Raw genomic sequence first — 16,332 nt, forward strand, 5'->3', positions numbered from 1 at the left:
ACAATCCGACAACAAAAATAAGCTCAATCATTGACAAGATGCTCTTATTATCTTAACGTCAAGCAATATTGCTGAATTGGATTATACGCATGGGATTCTTCTCAAAGAATAAGAAAAAGACGGACTTGATGGCAATTCGCATTGCGAATGATGGCGTGTATTCTGCTTGTATCCGTCATGTGACAGGTAGTTTGCCAGCACTCGATTTCTTGGCGTTTTATCCGAATGACCAACAAACACAGGCCGCCCTGCTAGAACGTTTGGCGCGCGAGTCCCCCGCAAAACAAAAACGTTGTTTGTTGCAGCTGAATTCCCGAGATTATCAGTGGTTCGCGATTGATCATCTCAATGTTCCCGACACAGAATTACGCAGTGCGATGCAGTGGCGTTTGAAGGAACTCTTGGACTACCCAGTTGAATCAGCGTATTTTGATGTGCTTAAAGTGCCCGGTGATGTGCAAAACGGTGGCCGCAATCAATCGCTTATTGCTATTGTGGCTGCGAACCAAACGCTGGCGAATTTTCAGCAATTATTTCATACCGCTAAGTTACCACTGGCTGTCATCGATGTCGCAGAACTTGCACAGAGAAATTGGTCGGTGTGCCTTGAGTCGCCTGGCCGAGGCTTAGCAATGCTAAGCTTTGATCAATACGGTGGCATGCTCACAGTGACTTTCAGTGGCGAACTTTATTTAGCGCGTCGTTTAGAAATTAATTTGTCTGACTTACAGCACGCTGATGAATCCGAGCGCACCGCGAGTTATGAACGGATTTCATTAGAATTGCAGCGATCATTGGATCACTTTGATCGTCAGCATAATTACATTACGACCGAGAAATTAGTGCTAGCTCCGTTGGGACAGAGTGCATCGCCTTTGCGTGATTTTCTGACTGCGAATATGTACTTGCCAGTGGAGATTCTTGATCTATCCAGTTTGGTGCAAATGGATACGATTCCTGAACTTAAAGATGCGGCGCGGCAGGCCGCTTTCTTCTCGATCATTGGCGCAGCCTTACGTCAAGATGAGGTTGTAGCATGAGTCAACAGATCAACCTCTTGAATTTAGCACTGCTGAAGAAAAAAGATTTTTTTTCGGCGCTGAACTTAGTAATTGCTGCAAGCTTGAGCATAGGCCTCGTGGCGGTGATTTTTTTTGTGGTTCAGAAACAAACCGCCGAAGCAAAGCGCATCAGTACGCAGTCGACAGCACAGCTAGCAAATTTAAACGAGCAATTGAATAGTTTGCGGAATGCTGCGATACCGAAAGTCAAAAATCCCACTTTGGAAAAAGAACTCAACGCAATTGAAGCCGCGTTATTGCGTCGTCAGCAAATCGCCCAGATGTTGCAAAATAGTGAATTTGGTAATACCGATGGTTATTCGGCCTATTTGGCTGCGTTGGCAAAGCAAAGACCAGAAAATCTGTGGCTGACCGGATTTAGCATAGAGGGTGCTGGGCATGATTTAGTGATATCTGGACGTACTTTGGAGCCTGAATTGGTGCCACAATATGTGACGCAGCTCAAACGCGAAAAGATCATGCAAGGGAAGACCTTCTCTACGCTACAAATGGAGCGTCCGCTGTTGCCATTACCGCCATCGACCAATCCTAACGACGTCAAGAAAACACAGGAGTCAGCGATTTATCTTGAGTTCCAGTTGCACTCTACCGAGCTAAAAGAGAAGCAGGACACATCAGGAGGGAAAGTGAAATGAGTGCATCCCTCAAATCCTTGCTGCAAAAAATCGATGCGCTTAGTCTGCGGGAACGCGTGATTTTGTTTATCTTGATGAGTCTAGGCCTTGTGCTACTGGGCTATACGTTTTTGATTGAACCTCAGCAGAAGTTACAGAAATCTCTAAAGGCAGTACATCTGTCGAATCAACAGCAAATTGCGATCGCACAAGAAGAGGTCAATCAACGGTTAGCAGCGCTCAAAATCGACCCGGATGCGGAGCTAAAGGCGAAGATCACGGAAGCGAAGCTGCGTTTGACCATGATGGACCAAGATTTATTAAAGCTTGAAGATAACTTGGTGCGACCAGACAAAATGGACGGACTATTGAGCGATATGTTCAAGCGGAATAAGAAATTACAATGGATTTCGACGAAAAGTTTGCCCGTCGTGAATTTGATGGAATTGCCGAGTATTCAGGAGGCGTCGATTGGGTCGGAGGGCGCTGACTCCAACCCACGGACGATTGCATTAGATGACCGTAGTATTTATAAGCACGAGGTCGAATTGGTTTTACAGGGCAATTATTTGGATATGTTGGCGTATATGCGCGCACTGGAAGCAATGCCACAAAGAGTCTATTGGGGACGGAGCAGTTTGACTGTGCTTGAGTATCCTAAGGCAAGCTTAAGTCTGCATTTATTTACATTGAGTCTGGAGAAAAAATGGCTCAATTTATAAACTTCAGGCAGATCGCGGTGTGCTTACCGTTGTTGTGTGGGTTGGTTTGCTCAGCCAACGCTGGCGTCATGCAGGAATTGTCAGACCCAACACGTCCCCCGAATCGGGTATTGCAATCGGGGATGGGACTTACCGTTGCGAGTGGTCCGATTTTGCAATCGATACTGATATCGGCAAACCGAAAGTTAGCGATCATTGACGGAAAAGCAGTTCGTTTAAATGGCAAATTTGGCGACCAAACATTGATTCGTATGACAGAAAACGAAGTCGTTTTAAAGCGAGGTAAGCAATTGCAGACCTTGAGTTTACATCCGGATTTAAGCAAAAAACCTGTGACTGGGATCTTGAAAAATAATTGAAAAGTTTGGATTGCGTGCTCAGATTTCCAATTTTTTCTGGCGTAGGAATAAAAGAAATGATCAAACCAAGTTGCATCATGAAGGTTATAAAATGAAAAAAATAGGGCTAACAATCTTGTTGCCTGTATTGATTGCGGGCTGCGCCATGCCTCCTTCAAGACAGGAAACTTACGACCTCATTAAGAGTGAGATGAGCAAGGCGGCTGCTGGCAATGTTAAGGCGGCGGAACCAGAAACAGTATCAGCTTCCTTGTTGCCTGCACTTAATAGTGATTTGCCCCCGGTGAGAAAGCCGTTGGAAGAGCGATTTAACCTCAGTTTTAGCAATGCACCCGCCTCTCAATTTTTTATGGGTATCGTTGCAGGGACTCCCTACAACATGTTGGTGCATCCAGAGGTGACAGGCAATATTTCTGCGAACTTGAAGGATGTGACGTTGTTCGAAGCGCTCGATGCCATTCGGGAATTATATGGCTATGAGTATAGGGTTGAGGGAACGCGCATTTATGTGAAACCACTGACCTTACAAACCCGAGTTTTTCAAATTAATTATTTGGCCTCGATTCGTAAAGGTAGTTCCGATATTCGTGTGACTTCAGGTTCGGTTGCAGATGCTTTGGTGCCGTCGAATTCAGGTGCCAATTCGCAAACCACGCCACAAAATGCGCCCAGTCCGAGTTCGAATGGCGGAGCAGTGCAGGCGTCGACTTCAAGTAAGATTAATACTAGCTCCAATAATGATTTCTGGGCCGAATTGAAAGCCTCGCTCGACATCTTGGCTGGTGGTGGACAAGATGGGCGGCAAGTCGTGATCAATCCACAGTCGGGTGTGGTGGTTGTACGAGCGATGTCAGATGAAATACGCAATATCGCTGCCTACTTAAAGGCGACCCAACTCTCTGTGGATCGGCAAGTGATTTTGGAAGCCAAGATTCTCGAAGTTGAATTGAATGATCAATACCAAACGGGCATTAATTGGGCGTCTTTTGCCTCCCTGAAATCTTCGCCCGATAGCGCCTCATCTTTTGGTTTTTTGACGCCAGGGACGACGCTCAGTACAACCCGTCAGATTACCGATGGGAGTGGTATTAGTGGCATAACGGGTTTGAATTTAGGTGCGAGTGCGCGTGCAGCAGGTTCTTTGTTTGGGTTGGCTTTTCAAACTGCTAACTTTACAGCACTGCTATCTTTCCTTGAATCTCAGGGTAGTGTTCATGTGTTGTCCAGCCCTCGAATCGCGACCCTGAATAATCAAAAAGCGGTGTTGAAAGTCGGCAAAGACGAATTCTTTGTGACGAGTTTAAAAACAACGCCAGGCGTTACTAGTACTGCGGGCAATACTGCACCAACTGTTAGTGTCGAAGTGCAGCCCTTCTTTTCAGGGGTTGCTTTAGACGTGACGCCACAAATCGACGAAGCGGGAAATATTATTTTGCATGTTCATCCTTCAGTCAGCAAGGTCAGCACGATCGAGAAAACAATCAATGCGGGAAGTGCTGGGTCTGTCGTTTTGCCTCTTGCCTCCAGCGTGGTCTCGGAGACCGATAGTATTGTTCGTGGGCAGAATGGACGAATAGTTGCTATTGGTGGTTTGATGCGGCAGTCGAATGCAGATGATCGGTCACAAGTCCCAGGCGTCGGTGAAGTGCCGGTGTTGGGTGGTTTATTTCGAAATACGAATCAAGTGTCTCAAAAGCGCGAGTTAGTGATACTCATTCGGCCAACCATAGTCGAAAATGATGCGTCTTGGGAGAAGGATTTGCTGGAAAGTCAGAAACGAATTGAAGAGATGACACCACGTAGCCGACTTGAGAAAAAAAATCAATAACGCACGGTTCCTATGCTGTGCTTGTTTTTTTGCGTCAGCCAATAGTCTTTCTAACGATCTATGCAATTAGCGGCGCGCGCGGAATTAATTTATGGTCAAGATCAGCAAATACAAATCGCATTTTGGATTGCATGAAACGCCATTCGGAATTACACCCGATACCAGTTTTTTCTTTTCATTCGGCAATCACTTAGAAGCGCTGAATACCTTATTGGTCGCGGCGCAGAGTGGTGAAGGCTTTATTAAGATCACTGGCGAAGTCGGTACAGGTAAGACACTACTTTGCCGACAATTTCTCAAATTATTGGGAGATGATTTTGTATCTGCATACATTCCAAATCCGTTTCTTGAGCCGCGCACCTTATTACTAGTGCTCGCTGATGATTTGGGCATCCCGCAAGAGAAAAATTGCGAACAACACGAAGTTCTCAAAGCCATCAATTTGCACTTGCTTCACTTAGCTCGAGCGGGAAAGCGCGTCCTGCTATGTATAGATGAAGCTCAGGCTTTACCCATAGAGACTTTGGAGGCGATTCGACTTTTGAGCAATCTTGAGACTGAAAAGCGCAAATTGCTGCAAATCGTACTATTCGGCCAGCCAGAGCTCGATCGTCGGCTGGCACGCGAAGAAATTCGACAATTGGCGCAAAGAATCAGTTTTCATTATCGCTTGCGTCCGCTGAATTGGGACGAGACGCACTTCTATATTCAACACCGCCTTCGCGTGGCGGGCTACAGTGAATTGCGTTTATTTACTCGCTTTGCTGTCGCAGCATTGTGGTTCGCAAGTCATGGCGTCCCTCGAGTATTGAACATTTTAGCTAGCAAGGCGATGATGTTGAGTTATGGCGGAGGGCGACGTGAAGTGGGTGTGCGACAAGTGATAGGCGCAATACGTGATACCGAAGCAACGCCTTTGATAAAAACGACCAGTCGTGTTTTGAAAGTGGTCAGTGTGTTGATCGTTGCAAGTGCGGCAGTCTTTATCGGCCTTGCCATCAAACAGGGATAAAAGAAGACTCTATGAGCTTGATCAACCAAATGCTACAAGATCTCGAAAAGCGCGGTGCGGAAGAATCGGAGCCGATGGCAGGGCGTTATTTGCAATTAGGCTCATCGGCGATGGGCGAGCCACGTCGCTTTACAAAGTGGTTTGTGGTACTGACCTTATTTTTTTTCGTTGTAGCAGTAATCATCTTGTTGGCTGGGAAGCAAATTTGGCAAGCATTTTCCCCACACCTGAAGACATCCAATTCTATTGTGACGGTGAATCCGCATGTCGCGTCGGGACTGGCGTTGCAGGCTCAGAGCTCGCCGAATGTAGCATTGACTCGGAGTACAAAAACAAGCGAGCAAGAAGCGGAACTGGTCGCGCCACAGATGAGTGCGGGAGCGAACATCCCAACTTCTGCCAGCTTGCAATTGAAAATGAGCACAGAAGTGAATCAAGCCTTGCTTCGTCAGGATGAGTCGTTGAATGACGCATTAGCGAAAATAGCACCGAGAACACAGCCGGAACTTAGAAACAAAAATGAAGAAAATAGCAAGGGCACAGGGCAAGTGCTGGATGGAAGACTTCAAGCAAATCGGAAGCAGATAATGCCGAGGAAGGACGAGCATCTCAACGCCGTCAACCAAGTTGAATCACAAGAGAGTCACAAACAAGAGAGTCAAAAACAAGACAGTAAGACAAATAACCGTGAGGATCTCAAGAGCAGGGTAAGCGCAGGGAAAAATGCTAGCTCATTGAGTGTGGTTTCGAATGGTGGTCCTGTTACGATGATTAAAGAGGTATCGGTACAGCAACGCGCGGAGGGAGAATATCGGCAAGCGACAGTTTATCAGCAACAGGGGCGTGTCAATGAGGCGATTAGTGCATTGGAAAATGCATTAAAGTTGGACCAGAATCATGCGCCAGCTCGCCAGTTGTTGATTGCATTGTTGATCGACAGTAAGCGACAAGAAGATGCCATTCGTGAATTGCGTATGGCTTTGAGCTTGGATCCAGCACAGATCAATTTTAGTATGATGTTGGCGCGCCTCTTGGTTGATCGCGCCAAGTTGAATGAGGCGATTGACGTATTGCAGAAAAGTTTATCAATAGCGAATGAACGACCTGAATATGTTGCGTTCTTAGCGGCCTTACAGCAAAAAACAGGACACCATAAAGAAGCTATTCAGTTGTATCGGCAAGCATTAAAAAGGCATACGCAAAATGGTATTTGGTGGATGGGCCTTGGTATTTCTTTACAAGCAGAGATGCAAAATCAAGAAGCAATTGAGGCCTATAAGCAAGCAAAGCAACAAGGCGGCTTGAGCGCAGAATTGCATGCTTTTGTTGATCAAAGAATAACTCAAATTGCAAAATAGACTAAGCGAGTAGAGCAAGGACTGATTCTAAGATACCTGTCGAATCCAGTGGTGTTCTTAGACTAAATGCCATCGAGATAGCAATTTATTCACCTTTTTTATCGAGGTTTTGATCTAAATATTCAATAAATCGTTAAGAAAGGCACGCTGAAATTCAACTATTTTCATCGAACTGTGTGTAAGTCCGTAAAATAGCGGTTTGTAATTCACCAAAGAAGAATAAGTATGTCTATACAATGGTTCCCAGGTCATATGAATGCGGCACGCAAGAAAGCCGCCGAAACCATGGAAAACACCGATCTGGTCATTGAAGTTCTCGATGCCAGAATTCCCCAAGCAAGTTGTAATCCTATGGTCGAACAGTTACGCCAGTTTCGGCAACGACCCTGTTTAAAAATATTGAATAAAAGTGACTTGGCTGATCCACACGCAACCAAAGCTTGGTTAGATTTTTATAATGCTCAGAAAGGCGTGAAAGCCGTTGCGATGAGTTGTAAGAAGCCAGCCGATGTTGCAAAAGTACCGGGATTTGCTCTGGAAATGGCACCCCATCGTGGCGTTCCGACAAAGCCATTACGCATGATGATCATGGGTATTCCCAATGTCGGAAAGTCAACTTTGATGAACGCTTTGCTCAAAAAGCGGGTTGCGAATGTGGGCGACGAGCCTGCGGTGACGAAGGTGCAGCAACGCCTGTACCTAGGGAAGAATATGATTTTGACCGATACGCCTGGGATGCTGTGGCCGAAAATTGAACATCCAACCGACGGTTTGATGCTTGCCGCCAGTCATGCCGTTGGTGTGAATGCCCTGATTGAAGAAGAGGTTGCGACCTTCTTGGCTGAGCTACTACTACAACGATACCCACAGTTCTTGGTGCAACGCTACAGCTTGTCTGTCGACTCTATCGATGCGGTGGGGGTAATTGAAGCTGTGGCTAAGAAGCGTGCGTATCGTTTGAAAGGTGGTGATTGGGATTTTGAAAAAGCCGCACATACTTTGTTGCTCGACTACCGTAGTGGCGCATTAGGACGGGTCAGTCTGGAAACGCCACAGAGCCGAGAACATTTGTTGGCGACTTATGTGCCGCCTGTCTTGTTGGGGCAGGGAAAGAGTGTCGATACCGGCATGATGGAAGACGCAAGGGATGACGAGAATTAATTTTTATTACCGCTACGAGTTCAAGCCAATATGCTGAAGTTGTTGGCAAAGATGATCGTGACGTTTGGCCTGTGCTATCTAGGCTGGAATTTTTTTGAGCGTATGCGCGTCGGATACGGGCCAATAGGCTTATTAATTCCATGTATGTTTTTGGTGCATTTATACCCACGAGATTTGATGAATATAGTTTCGTGGATCAAGCGTCGCGCGTATCATTCGGCAGTTTTTCAATGGCATGGGAAGTACTATAGTTTTGATGGTCATCAGATTCGATTTTATTTGATTGAACAAGTCGTTTGGATGCCATTAGTCGATGTCGAACGGATATTGGAACCCAAACTGCAGGCGCACGAAATTTCAATGCTTGGGAACGCTTGCCAAAGTATCCCAGAGCATTCCATGCGTGGATTGACTGAGGAGGCGTTGATGCGATTATTGGTGACGCGCACTGAAGGTGGTCACACGAATTACAAAATGATTCGCTTTAAACGCTGGCTTTTGACCAGTGCTTTGGATAACGTGAAGCGTTTGCCTAAGTCTGCAATAAAAAATCTTCGTTAGCGCCTATTTTTTATGAACAATCGTTTTGTGCGATTTATTTGAAGCCATTCGTTTCGACGTTGTGTCGCATCGATTCTTGCAATCTTTGTTATGACGTCGGTCTCAAACCCAATTGAAAGGACTATTTGTATGCGTCGATGTATCGTCTCATTGTTGGTGCTCATTCCCTTGTTCAGTCATGCGCAAAAAAATCTCGCACCAAACATCAAAGAGCCGATTTTACGCAGCCATCTTGCATTTTTGGCTGATGATTTATTGGAGGGCCGAGGAACTGGGCAACGTGGCGGTGATTTGACTGTGCGCTATTTAGAAACACAGGCCGCTTTGATCGGTTTACAGCCTTTGACGTCTGATGCCGCGTTTCCGTATAGGCAGGCATTAGACCTATCTGGTTCGCTGACTTTACCTGATAGTCGTATTAGCTTTAACGTAAATCAACATACGATTTCACCCACTTTGGGATCGGATATTTTATTGAGCGCGAATAATGGCCGCACGTCCAATCAAGTTGATGCCGATATGGTATTTGTTGGCTATGGCGTGAAAGCTCCGGAAGAGCAGTGGGATGATTTCAAAGGAATGGATTTACGTGGCAAATTAATCGTGATGATGGCGAATGATCCACAGCCAACCAATTCAGAACCTGCGCGATTTGCTGGTAAAGCAATGACTTACTATGGTCGTTGGACATACAAATTTGAAGAGGCACTTCGCCAAGGTGCAGCCGGTGTTTTGCTATTACATACAAATGAATCCGCATCGTATGGATGGAATGTCCCGCAGGCGAGTTTTAGTCATGAGCGTTTCAACCTCGCAGGCAAAGGAAATGCGCTTGAAGGATGGTGGAAGGAAGAGAGTGCTCGTGAATTTTTTCGGATCGCAGGATTCGATCTAGACGACTTAAAGGCGAAAGCAGAGCAGCGTGATTTTCGCCCGATACCAATTCCCGCGCGTGTCCAAGCACAAGTCCAGAGTCAGATCCGCACGATCCGTCAATACAATGTCGCTGGTTTTGTGCAGGGAACGGATCCGATTCTGAAGAAAGAAGCCGTGATTTATTCAGCACACTGGGATCATTTGGGGAAAGTAGAAGAAGAGGGAAAGCCAGCGCAAATTTGGAATGGCGCAATCGACAATGCGAGTGGCACGGCAGCCCTGTTAGCAATGGCACAAGAGGCGGTGAAGCATCCGACTAAGCGTAGCCAGATATTCTTGTGGCCCGCCGCGGAAGAGCAATACCTGCTGGGGAGTTTGGCGTATGTGCAGAATCCTCTTTGGCCACTCGAACAGACGATTGCGGATCTGAATCTCGATAGTATGAATTTTGTCGGGAAAACCCGTGATATTGGTATTGCTGGAAGCGAGCGGAGCAGTTTGCATGAAGTGGCCAAGCAAGTGGCAGGTGCTATGCAGATGCGCATTGCGCCCAGTGTGCCGGATCTAGGTGGCGCTTATTATCGCGCGGATCACTTTAATTTTGCGCGGAATGGGGTGCCAGCGTTCAATGTTGGTTCGGCGGTTTTTTCAGGTGATGGCCATTTTGACTACTTGCATGAGGCCGAAAAGTCAGCCTTGATCATGAAAGAATTTAAGAACGATTACCATACACCGCGTGATCGTTACCATCCTGAATGGGATTTGAGCGGCATGCAGCAACAAGCACAGTTCACCCTTGAATTGGGGTATCGTTTAGCCAATGCAAAGCAAAAACCAACTTGGCGAGCGGGCGATCCCTACGGAAATTTGGCGCGAACCAAGCTGCAATAGGCACGACTCGCTTGGCGCTTTCGGAATGTTTTGCAATCCGAATAGTCAGTGTTGCGTCGGACTTTATCGATAAAAAAACGCACGATTTGTCGTGCGTTTTTTATGATTCACCCAGGTGAGTATTGAATCATTGGCTGAAACATCGTCTGAAGTGTCGACTTCAGCCCGTGATTCGACTTCAATTATTTCACCTAGCCGATAAGATCAGGCTGCAGAGACACCTTGTGAAGAACAAGGAACCTAGCCGTTGATGACCTTGCGAGTGTAGGACTCAAGATAATTCATTAAATTATCCGCCCCATTTGCTGCGGCTTCTTCATTGCCATCGGCAATCCCTTGAGCGAGTAACATGTGGCAGCGTGCTGCCTCGTGCATGTCGCCTTCATGCTGATAGGCGTACCAGAAACGGCGGCATTTGATGATCAGTGGAATCACTGCTGTTACCGCAGATGGATTGCGGCTAGCTTCGTGAACCACGTGGTCAAGTGCTTGATCGGCTGCCATGAACTCATCGAGTTGCCCGTTGTTGGCAGCAGCCACCATTTTTTCGCCGCAACTAAAAATGTCTTGGCGTAACTGTGGACTAGCACGACGCGCGGCACTGCTCGCAATTAATCGCTCAATGACCCGACGAGTCTCGATCAAGGTGACATGCTCTGCTGCCTCGATGTCTTTCACAATAAGGCCACGTCGAGGCAATTGGACAATTAAGCCATTCGATGACATACGCATGAGAGCTTCACGCAAAGGCGTGCGTCCAAGTCCAGTGATTTCTATCAGTTCTGATTCGACTATCGGAGCTCCGGGTTTGAGCTGCAAAGTCACGATCATGCTTTCAATCGCATCGTAAGCGATGTCAGCAGCACGCATTTTGGCGGGCGTAGTAACTTTTAGTGATTGCATACAATGATTGTTGTGAAATTTATCATTGGATTATAAGTTATTTGTGCAATTTTCCTCAATTTTCTTTTGAATTTAGCGCCTTTTTTCATACAAAAAAAGAGACAAGCGCAAGCCCATGCGAACACGTTGTGCGATTGTCAGAAAAGTTGAGGCTAAAATGCATGTGAATTTGCTACTAATGGCGGAACTTAAAGTTTTCTACTTCTTCACTAGAGCAGGACGAAAGCAATTGACTGTGTGTCTTAGCGAAATGGGAGATGAGGCACGGGATTGTAATAGATCGGGCTTGGTAGTTGTAAGGCGTTGGCTATTCTGCTTAGATCGACGTTGACTTCGTGTGAGCTGTTTGCGGACGAATCCGAAGGCATGGTCATGAATTCCAGAGTTCTTGAATGCCTGCATCGATTTGAAAAGAACACAGCCATTCCTCCGCAATTGGATCAGGCGCTTCGCTTGCTTTGAAACGTGTGATGACAACTGGAAAAATACGCTCCATTTTGGAATAGTTTCCTTGCATTGAATTTTCTCCAATTTGATTGAAATAGGAAATACGAGTAAGGGCGATCAGCAGTCGGCAAAATGAAACAAACTGATCTTTATTTCAATAAGCGCTGAAAAAAATGGAAAAAATTGCGTGCGTCCTCGACATTTTAGGATAATATTTATTGAAATTTAAATAATCAATTGCCTGTTTATTAATTTCAGTAAGAGTTTCTTTGAATACCATTTTATGCTGCTGACCACCATGCATACTCAACTCAGTTCGCCAGAGCAAGCCGATAAACGCCAGATGGCGGAACGCATACACGATGTTTTTTTTGCCGAACCCTTGTTTGATGCCATGCCTGACTTAGTCTTTTTTGTCAAAGACCTGTCAGGACGGTACGTCGTTGTGAATCAAACCTTAGTCAATCGCTGTGGCTTAAAAAACAAAGATCAGTTAATTGGTAAAACTGCGCAGGACGTTTTTCCCGAGAACTTGGCTGTTAGCTACCATGAACAGGACCAAATGGTACTGCATCAAGGCTTTGAGGTGAAAGATCAATTGGAACTCCATCTTTATCCCGATCGGGATCCAGGCTGGTGCTTAACCAATAAAATTGCTTTGCGCGACCAGCAACATCGCATTGTTGGACTTAGTGGAACGTCAAGAGATCTTGGGATGCCTGATCAGAGACATCCCGTTTACCACCGAATCGCTGCAGCTGTGCGCCATATTCATACCCATTTCGGGGAGAATGTTCCGATGATTGAATTGGAGCAAATCACGAATCTCTCGATTGCACAAATCGAACGATACTTTCAAAAAATCTTCTCTTTGACACCCCGCCAATTCATGATCAAAGTGAAGCTCGATGCAGCGACGGCGATGCTCGGAGATCGGCAGCGGAGCATTACAGACATCGCCGCAACTTGTGGATATCAAGACCATAGTGCGTTTTCACGTATGTTTAAGGCGACCGTTGGTATGACTCCATCAGACTATCGCGAGCTACTTTTGCGCAGCAAAAAATATGATGATTGATTATTGATATTTCATATTTTTTTCGCAGGATTGACGTCGCCATTGAATTCACAATGTAGCTGCAATCGGTCGCCATTCGTACTTATTTTCCTATTCCTTTACGTTGAGGGCGCGTCAATACGCAGCAATAGGGTAGCATCGCTTCTTTGTCCTGAAAAATAATTCGTTTATTCCGTGTCTGTCGGGAATTTATTTGCCGCTCGGCATGTCATAACGCGGCTAGGCCATTTTTTCTGACTTTTTTGTCATTATTCATAACAACAATTTAATAAGAGGAGCGTGTATGCAATTGCCGTGGCAACTCAGACCCCTTTCGGGTCTTTTATTTTGCACCCTAGGGCTGGTCTCAGCGTTTAGCAGCGCGCAGGTTGGCACTGCTCGGATCGAAGGTCTTCGCGAGAGTCATCCAGGTTGGCATGTCTTGACGGGTGCTCGCTTGGTGATCGCGCCTGGCAAGGTCGTTGAAAATGGAAATCTAGTGATGCGCGATGGGGTCATTGTTGCTGCTGGCGCAAATGTGACGATTCCAGTGGGCGCAAAAATTTGGAAATTGGATGGACGTACGGTGTATCCAGGGTTTATCGATATGGGGAGTCAAGTTGGCGTCCCTAGTGCTTTACAAGCAGCACCGACCGGGCCAGCTGCTCGTACTGCGCCACCTCGAGTCATCAATGGCCGAGCGTTGGCAAGCGAAAATCCGCGTTTACGTCCTGAGCAAAGTGTCGCAAGCCAAATCGAAATAAGAAATGACGAAATCAAGTCAGTTCGTGAACTTGGTTTCACAACCGTACTTGCGACCCCTGCGGCGGGCATCTTCCGAGGGGAGAGTGCTTTATTGAATCTCAATGGGAGTGATAATGCGAAATCCTTAGTTTTGAACCCCCATACCGCACAGCATATTGCGAACGAACTAGAATTTGGGCGCGGTGGTGGATATCCAAGTTCATTAATGGGTGTGATTGCGCAAGTTCGTCAAACTTTTTATGACGCGCAATGGTATCAGCGCGCATTTGAATCAAAGCTGCAGACGGAGCGCCCGCAAATTAATCAGTCGCTTGCAGCGCTGAAGCCAGTTTTAAGTGGTCAACAGCCGGTCATTTATGCAACGGATAATGAGCAAGCTTATCAGCGTATTCAGAAAATTCGTGATGAGTTTAAGCTCAGAGTGATCTTGCAAGGGAATGGTTACGAGTATCGTCGCATCGCGCATCTTAAATCGAGCAAAATGCCAGTGATTGTTCCTCTGCTTTTCCCCAGCACTCCTGAAGTCGAAAATCCCGATACGATGTTAGACACTTCACTTGAAGGCTTACAGCACTGGGAACAGGCGCCCTCAAATTTGGCTGCCTTGGACCAAGCAGGAATCGAATTCGCCATTACCGCTGCTGGGTTGAAAGAACCAAAGAAAGATTTTTGGCAACGCCTACGCCAATCGATTCGACGCGGCTTGAGCGCAGAACATGCTTTGGCGGGACTCACAACGATCCCAGCAAAACTACTCGGAGAACAAAAACGCTTAGGCAGCTTGACTCCAGGAAATTTGGCGAATTTGGTGATCGCGAGTGGCGATATGTTTGTCGATGAAAAAGCCAATATTGAATTGACTTTTGTCGACGGCAAACCATTTGTCACTGACAATTACCAACGATTCGATGTTCGTGGCAATTGGACTATCAATACCGCAGGGAAGAATCAAACTTGGAATATCACTGGAAGTACTGCAAAGCCGACTTTGACAATCGATGGCGTAAGTGTTGAATTGACATTGAAAGACAATCAATTGCTCGCTCGCTATGGCGATACCGTCGTTGTCGCCGAAGGGCGCGGCGATCGTTTGCAAGGAAGTTTGCAAATCGGATTACAAGCAGCGCAAGCGTGGTCTGCGGTCAGAGAAAAAGCCGCTGTGCCTGATAATGTTCCCGTTAAACCAGAAAAAACGGTCGCGCGTTGGAATCAGCTTTATCCAGCGGGTCCTTATGCTGGACAAATTCCAACTCGATCAAACGCGACTTTGATTCGCAATGCAACCATTTGGACGAGTGCGCAAGCGGGTAAATTGCCGCAGTCTGATATGTTGATTGTCGACGGCAAAATTGCTGCAATTGGACAAAATTTGAAAGCGCCAGCGAATGCTGAAGTGATCGATGCGAGTGGTAAGCACCTGAGTCCCGGCTTGATTGATGCCCATTCCCATACAGCCATGATGCAAGGGATCAATGAGGGTACTAGCTCAATTACCGCTGAGGTGCGAGTGGGCGACGTGATCGATGCAAGTAGTATTAATATCTATCGTCAATTAGCGGGTGGGGTAACGACGGCAAATATATTACATGGCTCAGCAAATACGATAGGTGGACAAAATCAAGTCATTAAAATGCGATGGGGAGATGATGCAGAGGGCCTGAAGTTAAGCGGTGCTTTTCCCGGAATTAAATTTGCGCTTGGCGAAAACGTCAAGCAATCGAATTGGGGCAATGAATCGACTGGACGCTATCCGCAAACGCGTATGGGCGTCGAACAAATTCTTCGGAGTGCATTCCTAGCTGCGCGTGAGTATAAGAACGAGCGTGAAGCGTGGCGCAAATCTCCGAGCACGATGATCGAGCCGCGTCGCGACTTACAAATGGACACGCTTGTGGAATTACTTGAACGTCAACGGATGATCCATATTCACTCATACCGCCAAGATGAAATTTTAATGTTCACGCGTATTGCGAAAGAATTTAATCTTTTAGTCGGTACCTTCCAGCATGTCATGGAAGGCTACAAAGTTGCTGACGAAATTGCTGCTCTGGGGGCTGGAGGTTCGACATTTTCAGATTGGTGGGGATACAAAATGGAAGTCAGCGATTCGGTCCCGTTCAATGGAGCACTGATGCATCAGGCAGGTGTCGTAACGAGTTTTAATTCAGATAGCGATGAGTTAGCACGGCATCTGAACACGGAGGCTGCGAAAGCGGTGAAGTATGGCGGCTTATCTGAGACAGAAGCACTCAAATTTGTCACTTTGAATCCAGCAAAACAATTGCGCATCGATTCGAGAACGGGATCGTTGGAAGTGGGTAAAGACGCTGATTTTGTCATTTGGAACACCAGCCCATTATCCAATTTCAGTCGTGCTGAACAGACTTGGATCGAGGGGCGGCGTTATTTTGATCTTGCCACTGATGCTCGCTTGCGCAGTGAAGCGCAACAAGAGCGCCAAAGGATAGCGGCAAGCATATTGAGTAATCGAACCAACGCGCCCAATCCGCGTGGAAAAGATAGTTCGACAGAAAAATCGATGGAAAAGGTGAGTACGCCAAAAACAGCATCGGAATTACTTGATGCAAATCGCGCCTATTTGGAAATACAGCATTGGATGCACATGATGAGTAAGCACCGGACCGCTTACTGGATTGGTGCCGAAGAGCATGAATGCACAGGAGAAGAATAATGCG

At 46.5% G+C, this 16,332-nt stretch carries 14 protein-coding genes; 12 read left to right on the forward strand and 2 right to left on the reverse strand.

Annotated elements, in window-relative coordinates; all coding sequences use genetic code 11:
* The first annotated feature begins 89 nt into the window (after positions 1-89).
* From KDM90_RS08645 to KDM90_RS08690, 10 genes are all read left to right on the forward strand, one after another.
* Positions 90-1,040 (forward strand): type IV pilus biogenesis protein PilM, encoded by a 951-nt coding sequence (locus KDM90_RS08645; protein WP_212675203.1) that lies wholly within the window; start codon positions 90-92, stop codon positions 1,038-1,040.
* Positions 1,037-1,717 carry a PilN domain-containing protein gene (locus KDM90_RS08650; RefSeq protein WP_212675204.1) on the forward strand — a complete coding sequence of 227 codons (681 nt, stop codon included), beginning with the start codon at positions 1,037-1,039 and terminating at the stop codon, positions 1,715-1,717. Before KDM90_RS08645 ends, KDM90_RS08650 begins: the two co-directional genes overlap by 4 nt.
* Complete coding sequence (locus tag KDM90_RS08655) at positions 1,714-2,418, forward strand: MSHA biogenesis protein MshJ (protein WP_212675205.1); 705 nt, start codon at positions 1,714-1,716, stop codon at positions 2,416-2,418. The genes KDM90_RS08650 and KDM90_RS08655 overlap by 4 nt, the downstream gene beginning before the upstream one ends.
* Positions 2,403-2,777 carry an MSHA biogenesis protein MshK gene (locus KDM90_RS08660; protein WP_230409699.1) on the forward strand — a complete coding sequence of 125 codons (375 nt, stop codon included), beginning with the start codon at positions 2,403-2,405 and terminating at the stop codon, positions 2,775-2,777. The genes KDM90_RS08655 and KDM90_RS08660 overlap by 16 nt, the downstream gene beginning before the upstream one ends.
* A gap of 91 nt (positions 2,778-2,868) precedes the next feature.
* Positions 2,869-4,605 (forward strand): pilus (MSHA type) biogenesis protein MshL, encoded by a 1,737-nt coding sequence (gene mshL / locus KDM90_RS08665; RefSeq protein WP_212675206.1) that lies wholly within the window; start codon positions 2,869-2,871, stop codon positions 4,603-4,605.
* A 91-nt stretch (positions 4,606-4,696) separates the two neighbouring features.
* Positions 4,697-5,617 (forward strand): ExeA family protein, encoded by a 921-nt coding sequence (locus KDM90_RS08670; protein ID WP_212675207.1) that lies wholly within the window; start codon positions 4,697-4,699, stop codon positions 5,615-5,617.
* Positions 5,618-5,628: 11 nt separating this feature from the next.
* Positions 5,629-6,975, forward strand: a complete 1,347-nt coding sequence (locus tag KDM90_RS08675; RefSeq protein ID WP_212675208.1) for a tetratricopeptide repeat protein — start codon at positions 5,629-5,631, stop codon at positions 6,973-6,975.
* Between the two features lie 225 nt (positions 6,976-7,200).
* Positions 7,201-8,136, forward strand: a complete 936-nt coding sequence (gene ylqF, locus KDM90_RS08680) for a ribosome biogenesis GTPase YlqF (RefSeq protein ID WP_212675209.1) — start codon at positions 7,201-7,203, stop codon at positions 8,134-8,136.
* A gap of 30 nt (positions 8,137-8,166) precedes the next feature.
* Positions 8,167-8,697 (forward strand): BRO-N domain-containing protein, encoded by a 531-nt coding sequence (locus KDM90_RS08685; protein WP_212675210.1) that lies wholly within the window; start codon positions 8,167-8,169, stop codon positions 8,695-8,697.
* Between the two features lie 129 nt (positions 8,698-8,826).
* Positions 8,827-10,464: a M28 family peptidase gene (locus KDM90_RS08690; RefSeq protein ID WP_212675211.1), complete on the forward strand. Its 1,638-nt coding sequence runs from the start codon at positions 8,827-8,829 to the stop codon at positions 10,462-10,464.
* Between the two features lie 240 nt (positions 10,465-10,704).
* Here the strand turns inward: KDM90_RS08690 and KDM90_RS08695 are convergent, their stop codons facing one another.
* Both KDM90_RS08695 and KDM90_RS18145 read right to left on the reverse strand, forming a co-directional pair.
* Positions 10,705-11,367 (reverse strand): GntR family transcriptional regulator, encoded by a 663-nt coding sequence (locus tag KDM90_RS08695; RefSeq protein WP_212675212.1) that lies wholly within the window; start codon positions 11,365-11,367, stop codon positions 10,705-10,707.
* Between the two features lie 370 nt (positions 11,368-11,737).
* Positions 11,738-11,863, reverse strand: coding sequence for a hypothetical protein (locus tag KDM90_RS18145; RefSeq protein ID WP_268977738.1), 126 nt, complete (start codon positions 11,861-11,863; stop codon positions 11,738-11,740).
* A gap of 249 nt (positions 11,864-12,112) precedes the next feature.
* Here KDM90_RS18145 and KDM90_RS08700 point away from each other — a divergent pair, with 249 nt between their 5' ends.
* Entirely contained in the window at positions 12,113-12,892 is a 780-nt protein-coding gene (locus KDM90_RS08700) for an AraC family transcriptional regulator (protein ID WP_212675213.1), read from the forward strand.
* Between the two features lie 283 nt (positions 12,893-13,175).
* Positions 13,176-16,328, forward strand: a complete 3,153-nt coding sequence (locus KDM90_RS08705; RefSeq protein ID WP_212675214.1) for an amidohydrolase family protein — start codon at positions 13,176-13,178, stop codon at positions 16,326-16,328.
* The last annotated feature ends 4 nt before the right edge of the window (positions 16,329-16,332 follow it).

The sequence above is a fragment of the Affinundibacterium fentianense genome, assembly GCF_018139545.1.
Classification (GTDB): domain Bacteria; phylum Pseudomonadota; class Gammaproteobacteria; order Burkholderiales; family Burkholderiaceae_D; genus Undibacterium; species Undibacterium fentianense.